The sequence below is a fragment of the Peribacillus sp. QJM3NY_7 genome, assembly GCF_056173225.1.
The window spans coordinates 5,421,995-5,439,623 of the sequence record NZ_CM149663.1 but is presented as its reverse complement, the minus strand read 5'-3'; the positions used below and the strand labels follow the sequence as shown (position 1 = coordinate 5,439,623).

The window sequence follows — 17,629 nt, the reverse complement described above, 5'->3', positions numbered from 1 at the left end:
ATGAAGGATTGACTATAGTGGAAACTTTTTCAACTTCCAGAATAGTGGAGAGGAGGGCCGTTAAATACTTTAAAGGGGTGAAACTGTGCTTGAATATGGAAGAATTACAGGGAAGGAGAAAGGGATTTTTTCTGCATAATCCCCGCGAATGGCTAGTTTCATAGGCTTTTGGTTCTTTTGGGATTTTCCATTTATATTTGCGTGAATATAGGTATCCATTGCAGTCAAATTACATTCAATGCAATGTTTTTCTTCATAAGCCCATTCTTTCTGCATTGGCTACATATTATAGTTTGGCTTTCTCTTCACCATGTTTTAGTGAACAAAAAAGTCGTAAACCAGTCATGCTGTGGTGTGTCCCGTTGTTCCGTTAAGGATTTCACCAGCATCTATCAGTGTAACTTTAATACCTTGTTCCCTGTAATTCCGCCGAAGGACTGACACCGATTGAAGAAGCTTTGGCTTATGGAAAACTATTGGAGCTGCATAGTTTAACGCAAGAAGCTCTGGCACAAAGACTGGGAATAGGTCAATCTACCGTGGCGAATAAGCTTCGGCTGCTTAAGCTGCCCCAGGAGGTTCAGGATGCACTTTCTTCAAAAGCAAATTACGGAACCCCATGCCCGCTCGCAGACGTCAGTGGTTATATCTGTATTTAGAAAATGAAGGGGGATTTAACGCACTGCGACAAATGTGTTCCCGAATTTGGGAAGTTTCTGTATTTTTTCAGCCATTTGAATACCTCTATACAGTTCATTATTGAATCGTCCAATTATTACCATATCTAATATCTGCTATTTATCCGCTGATTTTTGTAAGAAGAAATATTTTAAAAAATACATTATTTGGTTTGTTTACAAATGAGTATACATGTAAACAAAAATAGATACAATGCAAACAAAAAAGTATACATGTTTACAACCAAGTACACATAGCTATTTATAAGGTGTGTACATATTTGTTCCTATTGTAAACAATTTGAAAACAATTCGACAAATATAGCTACAACTAATGAAGGATTGACTAACGTGAAAACTTTTCCTATTCTTAAAGGGAATGCTTCACTTAAATTTTTTCCATGAAAAAGGGGATGTTTTTAGATGAGTTCTAGAATCGCAGCAGTAGACGTAGGAAATGATGCTATCAAGGCTATTTTTGGAAAGCTAGAGTCTGAACTATATATACCGAATGTCATTGCAAAAGACATAGAGGACCGTCCGGTCATTGGGATTGAGGAACTTGATGAAAAAAACCCATTGGAAGGGATTCATATCAGGGTCCATTCACCGGCTCTGCAAGACAATAATGCGATTTATCGCGTTGGGAACTTGGCGACAAAAAGTGATAATCCTACCGAATTGGATTTAGGAAGCAGTAAATCGGAAGAAGATCAAACATTAGTCATGCTTTTTGCGGCTCTTGCATTAGACGCTGCCAAGTTGGGGGACAACGATACATTCAAAAAAGTGAATAACGTTGTGGAAGCCAACTATACTCTTGGAACAGGGTTGCCACTTCGGGAGGTTAAAGAAGGGAAAGACGTCGGGTACCGCTCGAAATTACTTGGTTCAGTCCACCAGGTGGAATTTTTAATTACTCCTAAATACCAAGGCTTGAAGGTTAATATCAAATTTGATGAAGTGAAAGTCTATCCAGAGGGTTTTGCAGCATACATAAATTTGGTCATGGATAAAGATTTGAATATCATTAATCGTGAATTAATAGATAGAAGAATACTGATTCAGGATATCGGTGGATTATCGACGGATATCGCTGTCATTAAAAATCGTAAAGTTGACGATGACAAAGCGCAAGGATTCAATTTGGGAGTAGCTGAAGCCCTTGAATCGATTCGCGAAGAAATCAGGAAGAAACATGGTGTCGAGTTGGATAGCAGGCGCGACGTCGTTGAAATCATCACGAAGAAAAATGATCGCAATCATATTATGGTTCGCGGAAGCCGGACAAGCGTTCATGATATCGTTGACCGTATTTTGGGAGAACTGGCCAAAAAGCAATATCGCCACCTGCGAAATGTATGGCAAAAAAACTCACAAACGGAAATCTGCTATTTTGTAGGCGGGGGATCGATTGTCTTGAAAGATTACTTGAAAACCTTGAATCAAAATTTCGATGGCTACAATATAGACTTTTTCGAAGATGAGCGGGAAAGCGTTTGGATGATGGCAAACGCCTATTATAAATTGATTTCGGATTTTAATCGCCGCCGGAATGCAAAGGAACAGAATCAGTCCCAGCAAAAGAAGAAAGAACAAAGAACGGGTTCCATTAAATAGGTGAGAGAATGAAAAAAACAGCTTCTTCTGAAATTAAAAGAGGGCAAGCCATCACTTTTCGTATCCCTTCGGATGTCTCAGACTATACGTTAAGACAGCTGCAGAAATTGAAGGAAACGGAAAGAAGGAATTTTTCCAGTAAAATTGCTGAGTATGTTCTCGATGGAGTCGGGCAATCCACCCATCAGGATCGGGAAATGATTGCCCTGCCCATGCCGAACAAGTTAAGCAAATCTCAGCGTGATTGGCTCAAGCATTCCCACTCAGAAGCTATGCTTGGAACGATTATGTACCACCTTTTATCCGATCCTTTACGCGCTACGGCCTTGCTTGCCTCTTTGAATAATAATGTATTGAGTGAGGAATTGTATGTGCAGGCCGAGCCCGGGGAAAAGGAACCCGTGGAGGTCCAGGAGGACCTGCCTAAGAAAGATTTGGATGACTTTGATTGGAATTTGAATGAACCCTCACAACAAGAGGAAGAAACAGAACCTGAAGAGGAAAATCTTGACGATCTCCTGGGTGATTTTCTTGATCAAATGAACCAGTGAATATATAGGAGGATATCTGACGACAAGTTGGATATCCTCCTTTTTCTTTGCAGGGGATAAAAAAAGAGGAACCCCAAGGATTCCTCTTAAGATGATCAAGCCAGGAAAATCAGTTGGTAAAGGAATAAAACGGCAAACATGTACACGAACGGATGCACTTCACGGAATTTGCCTCTTGCCATTTTTAAAATGGGGTAGGCGATGAATCCGAGTGCTATCCCGTTGGCGATGCTTGATGTTAAAGGCATGGCGACAATGACCAAAAAGGCTGGAAATGATTCATCAAAGTGTGTCCAGTCAATTTCATTAATGCTTTTAATCATCATGCTTCCGACGATGATCAAGCTAGGTGCCGTGATTGCCGCTACATTTGAGACAGCTCCTATCAGCGGACTGAAAAAGGCGGTTATTAAGAATAGGATGGCCACCACCAACGCGGTTAAACCTGTCTTGCCGCCCGCTCCTACACCAGCTGATGATTCAACCGAGGCAGCGGTCGGGCTTGTGCCGAACATGGCGCCGACAGTAGTGCCGATCGAATCTGCAAAGAAGGCACTGCCTGATTTTTCAAGCTTGTTCTCCTTCAGCAATCCAGCTTGACGGACAATGCCCAATAAAGCACCGGTCGTATCGAAAAGCATGACAAGCAAAATGGAGAAGACGACGCCATAAAGCCCATAGTTAATCACATCGGCGATAGATGTGATTGGATTGGCAACTATTATCCCTTCAGGTAACGAAGGGGTGGAAACCAGGCCGTTAATTTCCAATTGGCCTGTAAAGAAAGCGATTATGGCAGTCACGATCATTCCGATGAATATCGCTCCCTGCACATTGCGAACGATCAGCACGATCGTTATGACCAAACCAACCAATGTAAGTGCCACACTGGGATCCCTGAAGCTTCCAAGAGTAACCAGGTTGGATTCATGCTGTGTGACGACACCTGACAAACGAAGTCCGATGAAGGTAATGAAGAGCCCGATTCCGGCACTGATTGCATGCTTTAAGTTATTAGGGATGGCCTCAATCAATTTTGAGCGGAAAGAGGTTAGGGATAAAAGGATAAAGATGATACCGGTAACAAAGACTGCAGAGAAGGCAACTGTGTATGAGATATCATGGGTTCCCAATACCGAGTATGCAAAATAAGCATTCAATCCCATTGCCGGGGCTATGACAATTGGGTAATTGGCTAAAAGGGCCATGCATAGTGTACCGACTATTATTGCGAGTATGGTTGCTGTGAATGCTTGGTCGAAGGGAACACCAGCATCAGAAAGGATCATGGGGTTTACAACGATGATATAAGCCAGTGTTAAAAAGGTTGTAAGCCCCGCAAGTACTTCCGTTTTAATATTTGAATTCCGTTCTTTTAATTTAAACATGCGGTCACTCCTTTTTTATATACAAAAAATCCTTGCAAAAATCTACAAGGAGGAGATGCTTACCCTTTTTCAAGTAAGTAGCTCGATAGATGGTAATAAATCTTATAAATTATATTAGAAAAATAACTAAAGTACAATAGGATGAAAAATTTTAAGGTACAGGTTTTCTCGAAAATAGATAATGATATACTAACAAATAGCTTAGACTAAGGATAATGACTTGAAATGAAGGAAGCTGTTACCATTTAAGTGGATTTATCAGTAAATTAAATGAAGAAATTCAGAAAGTAGGCCCATACATGACAGAATTCATCGACCTTGGCGTCAGCCCGGCGATTAACAACATATTAAAGCAAATCGGAATATCCGTCCCTACCCCGATTCAGGAGAAATCGATACCCGATATCCTTGCTGGTAGGGATGTCATCGCGAAGGCGCAGACAGGGACGGGGAAGACTTTGGCCTTTTTACTGCCAATCCTGGAAAAAGTCGATCCCGCCGCATCCCACATACAATCACTGATCGTCACGCCAACAAGGGAATTGGCATTGCAAATCACTGCTGAATTGAAAAAATTCGCTGATGAAATCGAAGGACTTCAAGTGCTTGCAGTTTATGGCGGACAGGATGTCGAGCAGCAAATGAAAAAGCTGAAAAGAAACATCTCCGTGGTGGTCGCCACGCCCGGCAGGTTATTAGATCATTTACGAAGAGGCACCATCGATCTCTCACAAACTGGAACGCTTGTGCTGGATGAAGCTGATCAAATGCTTCATATTGGGTTTTTACCAGAAGTGGAAGAGATCATGGAACAGCTTCCAGAGGAGCGCCAAACGCTGCTCTTTTCAGCGACGATGCCAGAACAGGTTCATCAATTGGCTAAACGCTATATGACTAAACCATTAACTGCCGCTGTGAAGGCTGAGCAAGTAACGGTCGAGAAAATCAGGCAGCTTGTCATCGAGACGACCGATCGTGCCAAACAATCTTCATTAATCAACATGATAAAAGAAGAACAGCCATACCTTGCAATCATATTTTGCCGTACAAAACGTCGCGTTTCGGTATTGAATGATGCCCTGAAGGCAGCTGGATTCAATTCTGAAGAGCTTCATGGTGACCTTTCACAGGCAAAGCGGGAACGTGTCATGAAAAACTTCAGAGACGCAAAGCTTCAATATTTAGTGGCGACGGATGTTGCTGCACGAGGGCTTGATGTAGAAGGCGTGACCCATGTGTTTAATTACGATGTTCCCGAGGATGCAGAAAGTTACATCCACCGAATCGGGCGGACGGGCCGTGCGGGTGAGAATGGCTTGGCTGTCACCTTCATAGCAACGAAGGATCTTCAGCTATTAAGCGATATTGAAAAAGGGATCTCCATGAAAATCGAAAGAAGGACGATTGAAGGAGTGAAAATGTTCCAACCCGATGAGGTGAGGCAAAAAAGGAAGCGTCATGAAGACCCTTCCGATGAGGGTACTCGCCGCCCGCGTTCGGGAGGGGGAAGGAAACATCGGGAACGGATTGATACGAGAGGACCGAATCGGGGCAGTCACCGTTCTGTAAATCAAGCGGACAATCGTGAAGTCGAGAGGGAGAAACCACGTGGAGGTCGGATGGAAAACAGCCGCGGGCCTATACGTGAGGATTCACGTGGAGTTCGTTCGGAAAACGGCCGCGGACCAAGGAGAGAGAATCCGCGGGGTGGCCGCTCGGAAGACGGCCGTGGACAAAAGCGTGACAATCCACGAGGAGGTCAAAGGGACAGCCGCAGATCAACTAGTACACAAGGGGCAAGCAATCGCAGAGGTGGATCTGGCAGCAGCCCCAATAGAGGGAGAAACCGGTAAAAGGGGGAGACGGGAGTGAACAAGCCTTGGTTGGCAGAATATCCAGTTTCTCTGGAACTGGCAGGGAAATTGATTATGCTGCAGTTTCCGGAAATTGAGATGAAAGAGATCAAGCAACTTGGGGAGGGTTTCGATAACACGGTCATACAAATCAATGGGCAATTTGTATTCCGTTTTCCCCGCCGCCCTATTGCAGTTACGTTGATTCAGGTGGAAAATCAGCTTTTGCCTTCCATTGCAGGCACTTTTCCGCTTGCTATCCCTGAACCTATCTTTTTTGGGAAACCAAGCACGTTGTATCCTTATCCTTTTACCGGTTATAAAATGGTGAAGGGACACTTGCCTGTAGAAGGAACAAAAGCAAAAAAGGTCGAATCGGCAAAAAGATTTGCCCGATTTTTGAAGGTTCTTCACAGTTTTCCTGTCGAAAAGGCTAAGCGTTTAGGTGTGCAGCCTGATGGGATGATGAGGCTTGATGTCCCCTATCGAAAGAAATCACTTATTGAAAATGTCTCGAATCTAATAAAGCTAGGATACTTTGAACAGGCGCATGCAGTTAAGGATTTTGTTGAAACCTTAGGTGAAGATGAATTGGATGTTCAGCATCCGATTTCGCTCGTTCACGGAGACATCCATATCCGGAATGTTTTACTTGATGACGAAGGCGTTCTCGCAGGTGTCATTGATTGGGGAGATGTCCATATCGGGAATCCAGCCATTGATTTCTCCTTTTTATACAGTTATTTCCCAAAAGAGGTGCGTAGTGCTTTTTTCGAAATCTATGGTGAAATCGAAAAGGAAACAGAGAGCCTAGCCCGGTTCAGAGCCATATATATGCTTGTTACATTACTCGTTTATGGCCTAGATCGCCACGATGAAGAGCTGATTGCCATTACGAGTACCGGTTTGAAATTTGCTATAGAAGAATAATTGTCACGTTCTTTTGATGTTTAGGAGGTACATATGAAGGCAAGTTATTATCATACAATCACATTAATGGCGAACATATTGGATCAAGCTAATATTCCCTACCAATATACAGGTCGATCTGCGCTTTTCGTACAAGGAGTGGATATCGATAAATATAAGAAAATCAGCATGGATGTACAATGGGATGTCTTTAATGAGGCTTTGGATCTTTTTTCCGAATACGCGCCAACAAGGCCTGAAAGAAGTCCTGAGACTGCATTCTTTCTAATGGATGTCGAGGGGATTTCTGTCACTGTTCGCTGCCGGTTTAACACGACCATTAAAACGGACCCTTATCGTTTATCCATAAAGATGGGGGATATGGAGGTTTGGTGCAGGTCGTTATACAGCTATTTATACGAAGAAGAAATGAGAAAGTTCAGTGCCGAGATTCATGCTTACTTATCAGCCGAGCAGAAGGGGTTCACAGCGGAAAATGAACAAGCCTGGAACCAGAATAATTATTTAGCGCTTGTCAATCGTTATGGAAATCCCGTTGAATTGGCATCAAAAATCAAACAAAACCCAAAATGGAGACTGCACCCTTTTTATAAATATATGGGGGAAATATCCGGCAAAAAAATCACACATTTGATGGGATCGAACGGTGTGAAGGCAGTTGCACTGGCCATATTGGGAGCAGAAGTGAAAGTTGTTGATTTTTCCCAGGAAAACGCAATGTTTGCAAATGAACTGGCAAGTGGCGCCAGTGTCTCCATCGAGTATATCGTTTCGGATGTCCTTTCGCTATCATCCGAGCATGAATCAGGGAATCAGGATTTGGTTTTAATGGAGCTAGGTGTACTTCATTACTTAATAGATCTGCAGCCGTTATTTGAAAAAATTAAAAAGATGCTGAAACCTGGAGGCCGATTCGTACTGCATGAATTTCATCCGATTTCAACAAAGCTCATTACTTCAAATGGTAAAAAACATAAAATAACAGGCAACTATTTCGCCCCGGCAATCGAAAACAATGAGGTCGCTTTTTCGAAGCATATGCCGGATGAAGAAAAAGGGAGCCTTTCAAGAGTTGTACAGCGTAAATGGACAATCGGGGAACTTATAACGTCAATTGGTCAATCAGGGCTCGTTATTAAAGTGCTCGAGGAAGAACCGAATCATAAATTCCATGATATCGGTCTTCCGAAAACATATACCTTGGTGGCGGAACGAATTTAAGCTGCGTGATGAGGGAATGAAAGCTGACTGAAGGAGCGTTTTCAGTCAGCTTTTTATTTATTCCACAATAAAGGGGATGCCGCTTCTGCAGCATCCCCGAAATAATTAATTTTGGGCCGACCATTCCTCTACATCCCATACTTTGGTTACCCAATCTTCATAGAAATCAGGTTCATGGCAAACAAGGACAATCGTTCCTTTATACTCTTTCAATGCACGTTTCAGTTCTTCTTTTGCAACGACATCCAAATGGTTTGTAGGTTCATCGAATAACAGCCAATTGCTTTCGGTAAGCATGAGTTTACAAAGGCGCACTTTTGCTTGTTCCCCACCGCTTAAATGGCTCATCGGACGTGTAATGTGCTCGTTTTTCAAACCGACACGGGCAAGAATCGCACGTACCTGCGGTTGGTCCAGATGCGGAAATGCATTCCATACTTCATCGATCGGCGTCGTATCGCCTGCTTTCACTTCTTGTTCAAAATAAGAAGAAAAAAGGAAATCGCCAAGTGATCTTTTACCGCCTAGAGGATCGATTTTACCCAAAATCGTTTTTAATAGAGTGGATTTACCAACTCCGTTACAGCCGACCACGGCAATTTTTTCTCCCCGCTCGATGGTCATGGACAACTTCGGAAGCAATGGGCGGTCATATCCGATTTCCAGATCTTCACCTTCAAAGACATAACGGCTGCTCGCACGTGATTCTTTAAAGTCAAAGGTAGGTTTCATTGCAGTTTCCGGACGATCGATGCGTTCCATGCGATTCAATTGCTTTTGACGGCTCTTTGCCCGTCCGGTCGTTGAATAGCGTGCTTTATTCTTTGCAATGAAATCTTCCTGCTTTTTAATGAATTCGCGCTGTTTTTCATAGGCGTTAATATGTTGGTTTTTATTCAATTCAGCCAGCTCAAGGAATTTTTCATAAGTTGCCGTGTAACGGGTCAGTTTAGAAAATTCAAGATGGAAGATGACGTCGACGACGCCGTTCATGAACTCGGTGTCATGCGAAATTAATAAGAATGCATTAGGATATTCCTTTAAGTAGCTGCTCAGCCAGCGGATATGCTCCACATCCAAGTAGTTCGTCGGTTCATCTAGGAGCAGTACTTCAGGCTGTTCCAAAAGTAGCTTGGCTAGTAAAACCTTTGTCCGTTGTCCGCCGCTCAGGGCAGAGACATCACGGTCCAAACCGATTGCATCCAACCCTAAACCGCGTGCCGCTTCTTCAATTTTAATATCCAGATTGTAAAAACCGCCGGCTTCCAGCTTGTCCTGGATTTCACCCATTTGTTCCAAGAGTTCTTCAAGTTCCTCCGGAGTGGCCGTACCCATTTTCTCTGTAACTTCATTCAGTGCTTTTTCCTGCTCGAATAAAGGTAAGTATGCATCCCGTAAGACGTCGCGAATCGATTTACCTTTTGAAAGTATCGTATGTTGATCAAGATAGCCATATTCGACACCAGGTGTCCATTCGACCCGGCCATCATCATGGATGAGTTGCCCTGTAATGATATTCATCATCGTTGATTTCCCGACACCATTTGCCCCGACCAGACCAACATGTTCACCTGCCATCAGGCGGAATGATACATCCTTGAATAAAGTACGGTCGCCAAAGCTGTGTGCTAATTTATCTATAGAAAGTAAGCTCATTTTATATTGAACCTCCCAATTAATTTGAAAAAATCCCTACGTTTCATCATACTAAAATCTGCACGGGAATGCTATCTAATCTATTAATTTACATATATGTGGGTACGGGGAATCCTTAAAGTGAACCAACCGATCCAATGCGATGGTGCATTATCGCCCTGTCATAAATTATATGAGATAATAGAGGAACCAGTTTAAAAGCGAAAGGATGTTAATATGAGTAAAACAGTCGTACTGGCCGAGAAACCTTCGGTCGGCAGAGATATAGCAAAAGTGTTGAATTGCGGGAAAAAGGGGAATGGCTTTTTTGAAGGCGATCAGTATATCGTCACTTGGGCACTGGGTCATTTGGTTACCCATGCAGATCCGGAATCTTATGATGAAAAATATAAAACGTGGCGCCTTGAGGACCTGCCCATGTTGCCGCCTGCTTTGAAATTGGTCGTGATCAAGCAATCAGGCAAACAGTTTCAATCGGTTAAAACACAATTGAATCGCAATGATGTCAAGGATGTCATCATTGCAACGGATGCAGGCCGTGAAGGGGAACTTGTTGCACGCTGGATTCTCGAAAAAGCGAATGTGAAGAAGCCGGTCAAGCGGCTTTGGATTTCCTCTGTAACGGATAAAGCGATCAAAGATGGATTTAAAAATTTGAAAGATGGCAAGGAGTATGAAAACCTATTTGCCTCTGCTGTAGCAAGGGCGGAAGCGGACTGGATCGTTGGGATGAACGCGACGCGTGCCCTAACGACCAAGCACAATGCCCAATTATCCTGCGGGAGGGTCCAAACGCCGACACTTGCGATGATTGCAAAAAAAGAAGAGGAAATAAAACAGTTCCAGCCTAAGAAATATTATGGCGTTTCGGCAATTGCAGAACCCAATTTGCGCCTCGTCTGGCAAAATGCCCAATCAAAAGATATCCGCACATTTGATAAAGACAAGGCAGAAAAGGTTCTTGCAGCCGTTAAGGGGAAAAGTGCAGAAGTGGTTGAAGTGAACAAGGCACATAAGAAAAGTTTTTCCCCTTCTTTATATGATTTAACAGAACTTCAACGGGACGCCAATAAGAAATTCGGCTATTCGGCGAAGGAGACGTTATCGATCATGCAGCGCTTATATGAAAGCCATAAGGTCTTGACTTATCCAAGGACGGATTCACGCTTTTTATCAACGGATTTGGTTGATACGCTAAAAGAAAGATTACAGGCTGTAAGCATTAAACCATATGCCCAGTATGCATCGAGGATCCTGCGCAGCCCGATTAAAACAAATAAATCGTTCGTGGACGATAGCAAGGTTTCTGATCACCATGCAATCATCCCCACTGAGCAAACGCCGCTGCCGGGAAAACTGAGCGACAAAGAATCGAAAATCTATGATTTGGTCGTTAAAAGGTTCCTTGCTGTATTGATGCCGCCTTTTGAATATGAACAAACGACCCTCACCGCAAAAATGGGGCAGGAGATGTTCATGGCAAAAGGGAAGGTCATCCTGAAGTCAGGTTGGAAGGAAGTTTATGATCACCAATTCGATGAGGAAGAAGCTAAAGAGGGCCTTGCGGAGCAACTGCTTCCGAACGTTCAAAAAGGTGACAGTTTAACCATTTCGACTGTGAAACAAACAGAGGGTGAAACGAAACCGCCGGAACCATTCAATGAGGGGTCGCTTCTTTCGGCAATGGAGAATCCCGCTCGTTTCATGGCAGGGGAAAGCAAAGAGCTCATCAAGACTCTTGGTGAAACTGGCGGGATTGGAACTGTTGCAACACGTGCGGATGTCATTGAAAAACTGTTCAATAGCTTCCTGATCGAGAAGAGAGGAAAGGGCCTTCATGTCACCTCGAAAGGAAAACAACTTCTTCAATTGGCACCTGAAGACTTGCGTTCTCCAGCTTTGACAGCTCAATGGGAGCAAAAGTTAACTGCGATAGCAAAAGGAAAGCTGCCAAAACAGGCTTTCATCGGCGATATGCGCTCCTACGCCAAAAATATCGTCCATGAAATCAAAAATAGTGACCAAAAATTCAAGCATGATAACGTGTCAGGAACGAAATGTCCTGATTGCGGCAAGCTGATGCTGGAAGTGAATAGTAAAAAGGGGAAAATGCTTGTCTGTCAAGATCGTGATTGCGGCCACAAAAAAAGTGTTTCACGTGTAACAAATGCCAGATGCCCGCAATGTCATAAAAAGATGGAAATGCGCGGTCAAGGAGAAGCACAGACATTCACCTGTAAATGCGGTTTTCACGAAAAACTATCTTCTTACAATAAACGAAGAGGGCAAAATAAAAATCAAAAAGTATCCAAAAATGAAGTATCCAATTATATGAAAAAGCAAAATAAAGATGAGCCGATCAATACTGCATTGGCAGATGCCTTGGCGAAACTGAAATTCGATAAATAAATGAAAAAGGATGGAGCAATCGCTCCATCCTTTTTCGGTATATTCCTGCTTCGACTAAATTTCATTCAGTACGGTGCCATGTAATTCATATTCAAGTGTTTTGTCATTGTGTGTGTGTTTATCCGAATCTATTCGTATGAGCGTACTGAATGGCTTCTGATCACCCGGACTGAAAATTGCTTCATCATTCTCTGGATTCCATAGGCTGTAAATACTCATGATCGTATCTTCCTCCTTTGGATGAGAAGACTAGTAATTCCCATACTTGATTATCTTCCAACTCTTCAATTGACTCTAACGCTGATCACCGGGACTAAACACCGCTGCGTCATTCTCTTTGTTCCATTGGCTTCTGATTGTACTCATCATGCACTATCATCTCCTTTGGTGAGAATGTCTTACAGTATTTGTATACCCGGATGGGACAGGTTAAAACATTTATTTTAAAAAAAGATATAATTTTATTCAGATAACGTAACGTTTCAATTGCAGCGTTTCTCTATGCAATCCTGCGTACCTACCCAGGTCCGGCAACGTTGAAAGAAGTTAAATTTTTTCTTTCTTACTCACCTTTCCACGATGTTACCTACAGTTAACATCAAAGCTTTTTTATCATTTCTCGCCAAAGTTTTCTATATAATCGTCGTCCTTTAACTGTCCTATAATTAAGGAGATTCAGTACACCAAAAAATGTTTAAAACACGAATCTTCATCTAAACAACAGGACATTAATGCTGAAATCAACCAGTTAGAAAAAACTTATGGTTTTGAAACAGTTGACTTGAATGATTCAACAGTAACTATTAATCCAACAGAATTAGAGTTTGATACAACAGAAGAATTTGAAGAATTCGTAAAAGGTCTTCAAGAAGAAGATGAAATTGAAGTTAATGAAGAAATTTCAGTTTCTGAAGATGAAGAAAACTCCGGTGGAATGCAAACTTTTGCTACTACAAAGAGTGGCTCAAAACTTTTGAACTGGTGGTCACCAGTTCAAAATGGGAAAATCGTACTAGGTTCATACAAGAATATTCGAATAAAATACAAATATAAATTGGTTAATAAAAAACCTCAGCTTGTATCAGTTTCTAATTACGATTCTTACTTAACTGGAATTAATTTGGAAGTTGACTGGTTACATAAAGGCGGGAAGGCATCCTTCAGTAAAAAGAACAGTACAAAAGATACTGCTAACATAACTGTTGATGGGGTTTATGTGCTAGGTGTTATAATTGCAGGACACCCTATTGGATTTAAATGGAATGGTTCGTGGAAACGCTCTTTAACATTAAAGAAATAGAAGTGATTAATTTTCAATAAAATGAATTTAGGGGTTTATCAGTCTGTATCACTGATAAACCCCTTTTACTATAGTCAAACAAGAATTTTCGAAAATATCCTTTTCACTTCACACATATTCGCCTAATGTTCGCTGTCGGACACCTTCAGCAACTTTTGCACGTAGAAAAATATCTAAGGCTTCATGCAGTGTGTATTCAATCGTGAAACTTTCCGTAGTCTTATTGGTCAATTTCCGTTCCTTTAACGCTGTTTAATAACGTGTTTTTTCATGAAAAAAAGCACCTCCAAACATAGAAAAATAATAGTGATATGGAATATCACTGTTTCCTACGTACAGAAATGCTTTTATCCTACATACAATTTCCGGCTTTTACGGTCATACCAACAGAAAAAAACCCTGCTACAACACGGAGAAACCGCATTATAACAGGGCTTATAAACTTTAGCGTCCCAGATAGGAATCGAACCTACGACCTACAGCTTAGGAGGCTGTCGCTCTATCCTGCTGAGCTACTGGGACATATTTTAAAGTCGACGACTTATTTATTATATTTCTTATAGGCAAACTTTTCAAGCTAATAGCACATACTTATGAAAAAAAATCCTCATAAATGTTTAGCGTGACGCTAAGCTTTCGTTTTCCCTCTTTTTTCATCAAATGGAATACTTTATTGTTCATTGGTTTTCTGGTACTATTATACTATAAAAAAATCAGGAGAATGATAGTGAAAAAATATAGAGTGTTAAGGATGGCGGCATTGCTGGGGGTTTTGATTTTACCTGGATGCTCACAAGGGATTTTAGAGGGGATAGGCACAAAGACGGCTGCACCGATTGCGGAAGATGACATTGAAGTGGCCGAAGCGGCTGAGAATGGGACAGGGCAGGATTCGGAGGGGCAAATCGATACGGGAGGCTGGTTAAAGGCCGAGTCCCCGGTCCAGCTTCCGATATTGATGTATCACAGTATTTCTGAAGGGAATGGCCTTCGGGTTCCAAGGGAGGAATTCCGATCACAGATGGCTTGGCTTCGGGAGAATGGTTACTATACATTATCCACTGAAGAAGCATTCCTCGTTTTAACCGAGAATCGGATGCCAAGTGAGAAGTGCGTCTGGATTACTTTTGATGATGGCTATACAGATAACTATACGGAGGCCTTCCCGATATTAAAAGAACATGATATGAAAGCAACTGTCTTCATGATCGGGAAGTCCATTGATAAAGGTCATCACCTGACTGAAAATCAAATGTTGGCGATGAGCAGGGATGGGATTTCAATTGAAAGCCATACCATCAACCATTTGGAGCTGAACCGCATGACGGCAGAGCAGCAAGAAGCGGAAATGGTTCAGTCGAAGGTGCTGTTCGACCATATCCTCGACCAGAACACGACAGTGCTTTCCTATCCGGTTGGCCGGTATAACGAAGAGAGTCTCAGGCTGTCAGAAGAAGCTGGATACAAGATGGCAGTCACTACCGAACCTGGGGGAGCTTCAAGCGACCAAGGGATGCATGCTCTGCATCGAGTTCGGATTTCACCAGGGTTATCGATCAATGGGTTTGCGTCGCTGATTGAAAATGCTTCAAAGCATTGGTGGAAGGGGCATTTCGCACTTGTTCAGAAAAATCATATAATAATCGATTCTTACATGGTGTATAATGAAGGCAGTGAAAATTATATACATATGAACGATTTGGTGTCTTAATGACTTAAAAGGGAAGTTGGTGAAATGCCAACGCGGTCCCGCCACTGTATATGGGAGCTGACGGCTGTGTACCACTGTATGAGATATGGGAAGGTGCCGTTGACGATGACCATGAGCCAGGAGACCTGCCAGAATTCGTACACCTGTAACCTACGCGGATGGGAAGGTGTGTGGCAGACCCTAAGAAAGAGTCCGTATTGATATTGTTGCCATGCAAGCATCTTCCGTTTAACGGGAGATGCTTTTTGTTTTGGGGAGTATCTTCCAGTATTGGTTTTCTCTGTTAGGTATGAAGAAATTAAATAAAAAGATTGTGGGGAATGAAAATGAAGAAGATTTTTGGTCTGATACTGTTAATGTTGCTTACTGCAGGTATGATGGTAGGCTGCGGTGGTGCTGCTGATGAAGGAAAAGAAAAAGAGCAAACGAACCATGCTCAACACGAAGCTTTCCCGATTACGATTAAAGATGCAAGTGGGGAAAAAGTTACGATAGAAAAAGAACCGAAGAAAATCGTTTCGTTGATACCAAGTAATACGGAAGTGGTCTTTGCACTTGGTTTGGGTAAAAAGGTCGTTGGTGTTTCCGACAATGATAATTACCCGGAAGAGACGAAAGAAATTGAAAAAGTTGGCGGAATGGAAATGAACACGGAGCTGATTGTCTCCATGAAGCCTGACCTTGTTCTTGCGCATGCATCAAGTGCCCATAATTCAAATGAGGGTTTACAGCAGCTTAAGGATGCTGGAATAGATGTGCTCGTAGTCAATGATGCACAAAGCTTTGACCAGGTCTATGAATCTATTGAAATGATTGGAAAGGCAACGGGAGAACATGATAAGGCAAACGAAATCGTTGCGGATATGAAAACGAAGCTCAAGGATATCCAGGAAAAAGCCAAATCCGTAAAGAAAGAGGATAGGAAGACCGTTTTAGTGGAAGTTTCGCCTTCACCGGAAATATACACACCTGGAAAAAATACTTTCATGAATGAGATGCTTCAGATTATTTCAGCGGATAATGCGGCTGCTGAATTGGATGGTTGGGCAAAAATTGATGAAGAGTCGATGATTGCTGCAAATCCTGATGTCATCATTACAACGTATGGTTATTATACGAAAGATGCAGTAAGTGAAGTGAAGGCCCGAAAAGGATGGCAAGACGTAAATGCTGTTAAGAATGGCCAAGTCTTTGATGTCCATTCTGATTTGGTGACCCGTTCCGGTCCACGCTTAATAGAAGGAGTAGAGGAACTTGCCAAAGCAGTCTATCCGAACCAATTTGACAACTAAATGGGCGTTTGCTTATTTGATTGCGTTGTTGATTTTGTTATTCGCAATGACGGTAGGCATTTCCTTTGGTTCGGTGCCAGTTCCGATTCCCGTACTTATACAAATAATCGGCAAGGAGATTTTCCACTTGCCGATTTCTGCCGATCCGGATGTGATGCTTACGAATATCGTGATGAACATCCGCTTGCCGCGGGTGCTGCTCGCTGGTTTGGTTGGGGCATCACTTGCGATTGCGGGTGCGGCTTTTCAAGGACTGCTCCGGAATCCGCTCGCTGATCCTTACACATTAGGTATTTCATCAGGAGCATCGGTCGGCGCCGTATTGACGATATTTTTGAATATATCACTGCCATTCATCGGTTTATATACTCTTCCGGCATTGAGCATCTTATGTTCAGTGCTCACGATGCTCTGCGTACTGACTTTTGCAAAAAGAATGGATCGGTCGATGAAAGTGGAAACGATCATTTTAACGGGAATCATTTTCAGCTCGTTTTTAAGTGCCTTCATTTCATTGATGATTGCGCTGACGGGTGATGAATTAAGACAAATCATCGGCTGGCTGATGGGAAGTGTCTCAATGCGCGGCTGGAATTATATCGTAATCATTTTGCCGTTTTTTATCATTGGTTCGTTGACCTTGATCATGAATACAAGTGAATTGAATGCGATGACTTTCGGGGAAGACCGGGCAAAACACTTAGGTGTGAACGTCAAGCGGCGGAAAATGTGGATCTTGATAGCCGGTTCGACATTGACAGGGGCAGCCGTTGCCGTTTCAGGGGCGATTGGTTTTGTAGGATTGGTCATTCCTCATTTTGTCCGAAAGATTTGGGGACCTGACCATAAACATTTGCTTCCGTTGTCATTGTTGATAGGAGGCGGATTCTTGATATTGGCCGATTTTGTAGCACGAACGATCATTGCCCCATCGGAACTGCCGATCGGGGTGATCACCTCACTTATCGGGGCACCTGCATTTGCGCTGATTTTATTAAAGAGACGGAGAGAAGGGTAAAAA

12 protein-coding genes, 1 tRNA gene, 2 pseudogenes and 1 riboswitch are annotated in these 17,629 nt (G+C 42.6%); of the genes and pseudogenes, 11 read left to right on the top strand and 4 right to left on the bottom strand.

Going from position 1 to position 17,629, the window contains the following annotated elements:
* Window positions 1-431 precede the first annotated feature (431 nt).
* From AC0VX1_RS26335 to AC0VX1_RS26325, 3 genes and pseudogenes are all read left to right on the top strand, one after another.
* A pseudogene (locus AC0VX1_RS26335) lies at window positions 432-630 on the top strand (ParB/RepB/Spo0J family partition protein); the annotation flags it as partial.
* Between the two features lie 470 nt (window positions 631-1,100).
* Complete coding sequence (locus tag AC0VX1_RS26330; RefSeq protein ID WP_413021660.1) at window positions 1,101-2,297, top strand: Alp7A family actin-like protein; 1,197 nt, start codon at window positions 1,101-1,103, stop codon at window positions 2,295-2,297.
* 8 nt (window positions 2,298-2,305) lie between these two features.
* Window positions 2,306-2,848: a hypothetical protein gene (locus AC0VX1_RS26325; RefSeq protein ID WP_413007725.1), complete on the top strand. Its 543-nt coding sequence runs from the start codon at window positions 2,306-2,308 to the stop codon at window positions 2,846-2,848.
* Window positions 2,849-2,943: 95 nt separating this feature from the next.
* Here the strand turns inward: AC0VX1_RS26325 and AC0VX1_RS26320 are convergent, their stop codons facing one another.
* Window positions 2,944-4,236 carry an NCS2 family permease gene (locus tag AC0VX1_RS26320; RefSeq protein WP_057278233.1) on the bottom strand — a complete coding sequence of 431 codons (1,293 nt, stop codon included), beginning with the start codon at window positions 4,234-4,236 and terminating at the stop codon, window positions 2,944-2,946.
* 299 nt (window positions 4,237-4,535) lie between these two features.
* On the opposite strand from AC0VX1_RS26320, the gene AC0VX1_RS26315 reads away from it, so the two are divergent.
* Genes AC0VX1_RS26315 through AC0VX1_RS26305 form a run of 3 tightly spaced genes read left to right on the top strand, consistent with a single transcriptional unit; the run spans window position 4,536 to window position 8,240 of the window.
* Window positions 4,536-6,089: a DEAD/DEAH box helicase gene (locus tag AC0VX1_RS26315; protein ID WP_475469565.1), complete on the top strand. Its 1,554-nt coding sequence runs from the start codon at window positions 4,536-4,538 to the stop codon at window positions 6,087-6,089.
* Window positions 6,090-6,104: 15 nt separating this feature from the next.
* Window positions 6,105-7,019 (top strand): phosphotransferase, encoded by a 915-nt coding sequence (locus tag AC0VX1_RS26310; RefSeq protein WP_475469564.1) that lies wholly within the window; start codon window positions 6,105-6,107, stop codon window positions 7,017-7,019.
* Between the two features lie 33 nt (window positions 7,020-7,052).
* Window positions 7,053-8,240 (top strand): class I SAM-dependent methyltransferase, encoded by a 1,188-nt coding sequence (locus tag AC0VX1_RS26305; protein ID WP_475469563.1) that lies wholly within the window; start codon window positions 7,053-7,055, stop codon window positions 8,238-8,240.
* Between the two features lie 105 nt (window positions 8,241-8,345).
* On the opposite strand, the gene AC0VX1_RS26300 is transcribed toward AC0VX1_RS26305, so the two are convergent.
* On the bottom strand, window positions 8,346-9,896 hold the full coding sequence (locus AC0VX1_RS26300; RefSeq protein WP_034316019.1) for an ABC-F family ATP-binding cassette domain-containing protein: 1,551 nt from the start codon (window positions 9,894-9,896) through the stop codon (window positions 8,346-8,348).
* Between the two features lie 216 nt (window positions 9,897-10,112).
* Between AC0VX1_RS26300 and AC0VX1_RS26295 the strand changes: the two genes are divergently transcribed.
* Complete coding sequence (locus AC0VX1_RS26295; RefSeq protein ID WP_475469562.1) at window positions 10,113-12,305, top strand: DNA topoisomerase III; 2,193 nt, start codon at window positions 10,113-10,115, stop codon at window positions 12,303-12,305.
* Between the two features lie 54 nt (window positions 12,306-12,359).
* On the opposite strand, the gene AC0VX1_RS26290 is transcribed toward AC0VX1_RS26295, so the two are convergent.
* The gene (locus AC0VX1_RS26290) at window positions 12,360-12,524 is read right to left on the bottom strand and encodes a hypothetical protein (RefSeq protein WP_475469561.1); all 165 of its coding nucleotides are present in this window, start codon (window positions 12,522-12,524) and stop codon (window positions 12,360-12,362) included.
* A gap of 562 nt (window positions 12,525-13,086) precedes the next feature.
* Between AC0VX1_RS26290 and AC0VX1_RS26285 the strand changes: the two genes are divergently transcribed.
* On the top strand, window positions 13,087-13,605 hold the full coding sequence (locus AC0VX1_RS26285) for a hypothetical protein (RefSeq protein WP_475469560.1): 519 nt from the start codon (window positions 13,087-13,089) through the stop codon (window positions 13,603-13,605).
* 448 nt (window positions 13,606-14,053) lie between these two features.
* Here AC0VX1_RS26285 and AC0VX1_RS26280 read toward each other — a convergent pair.
* Window positions 14,054-14,127, bottom strand: a tRNA-Arg gene (locus tag AC0VX1_RS26280).
* 229 nt (window positions 14,128-14,356) lie between these two features.
* On the opposite strand from AC0VX1_RS26280, the pseudogene AC0VX1_RS26275 reads away from it, so the two are divergent.
* The 3 genes and pseudogenes from AC0VX1_RS26275 to AC0VX1_RS26265 all read left to right on the top strand — a co-directional run.
* A pseudogene (locus AC0VX1_RS26275) lies at window positions 14,357-15,190 on the top strand (polysaccharide deacetylase family protein); the annotation flags it as partial.
* Between the two features lie 98 nt (window positions 15,191-15,288).
* A riboswitch (cobalamin riboswitch) is annotated at window positions 15,289-15,463 on the top strand.
* Between the two features lie 179 nt (window positions 15,464-15,642).
* Window positions 15,643-16,608, top strand: coding sequence for an ABC transporter substrate-binding protein (locus tag AC0VX1_RS26270; protein ID WP_098185042.1), 966 nt, complete (start codon window positions 15,643-15,645; stop codon window positions 16,606-16,608).
* Window positions 16,571-17,626, top strand: coding sequence for a FecCD family ABC transporter permease (locus AC0VX1_RS26265; RefSeq protein WP_283929708.1), 1,056 nt, complete (start codon window positions 16,571-16,573; stop codon window positions 17,624-17,626). The genes AC0VX1_RS26270 and AC0VX1_RS26265 overlap by 38 nt, the downstream gene beginning before the upstream one ends.
* The last annotated feature ends 3 nt before the right edge of the window (window positions 17,627-17,629 follow it).

Coding starts and splice junctions, on each gene's coding strand:
- AC0VX1_RS26330 (WP_413021660.1), top strand. CDS start 1,101: ATGAGTTCTAGAATCGCAGCAGTAGACGTAGGAAATGATGCTATCAAG.
- AC0VX1_RS26325 (WP_413007725.1), top strand. CDS start 2,306: ATGAAAAAAACAGCTTCTTCTGAAATTAAAAGAGGGCAAGCCATCACT.
- AC0VX1_RS26320 (WP_057278233.1), bottom strand. CDS start 4,236: ATGTTTAAATTAAAAGAACGGAATTCAAATATTAAAACGGAAGTACTT.
- AC0VX1_RS26315 (WP_475469565.1), top strand. CDS start 4,536: ATGACAGAATTCATCGACCTTGGCGTCAGCCCGGCGATTAACAACATA.
- AC0VX1_RS26305 (WP_475469563.1), top strand. CDS start 7,053: ATGAAGGCAAGTTATTATCATACAATCACATTAATGGCGAACATATTG.
- AC0VX1_RS26300 (WP_034316019.1), bottom strand. CDS start 9,896: ATGAGCTTACTTTCTATAGATAAATTAGCACACAGCTTTGGCGACCGT.
- AC0VX1_RS26295 (WP_475469562.1), top strand. CDS start 10,113: ATGAGTAAAACAGTCGTACTGGCCGAGAAACCTTCGGTCGGCAGAGAT.
- AC0VX1_RS26290 (WP_475469561.1), bottom strand. CDS start 12,524: ATGAGTATTTACAGCCTATGGAATCCAGAGAATGATGAAGCAATTTTC.
- AC0VX1_RS26270 (WP_098185042.1), top strand. CDS start 15,643: ATGAAGAAGATTTTTGGTCTGATACTGTTAATGTTGCTTACTGCAGGT.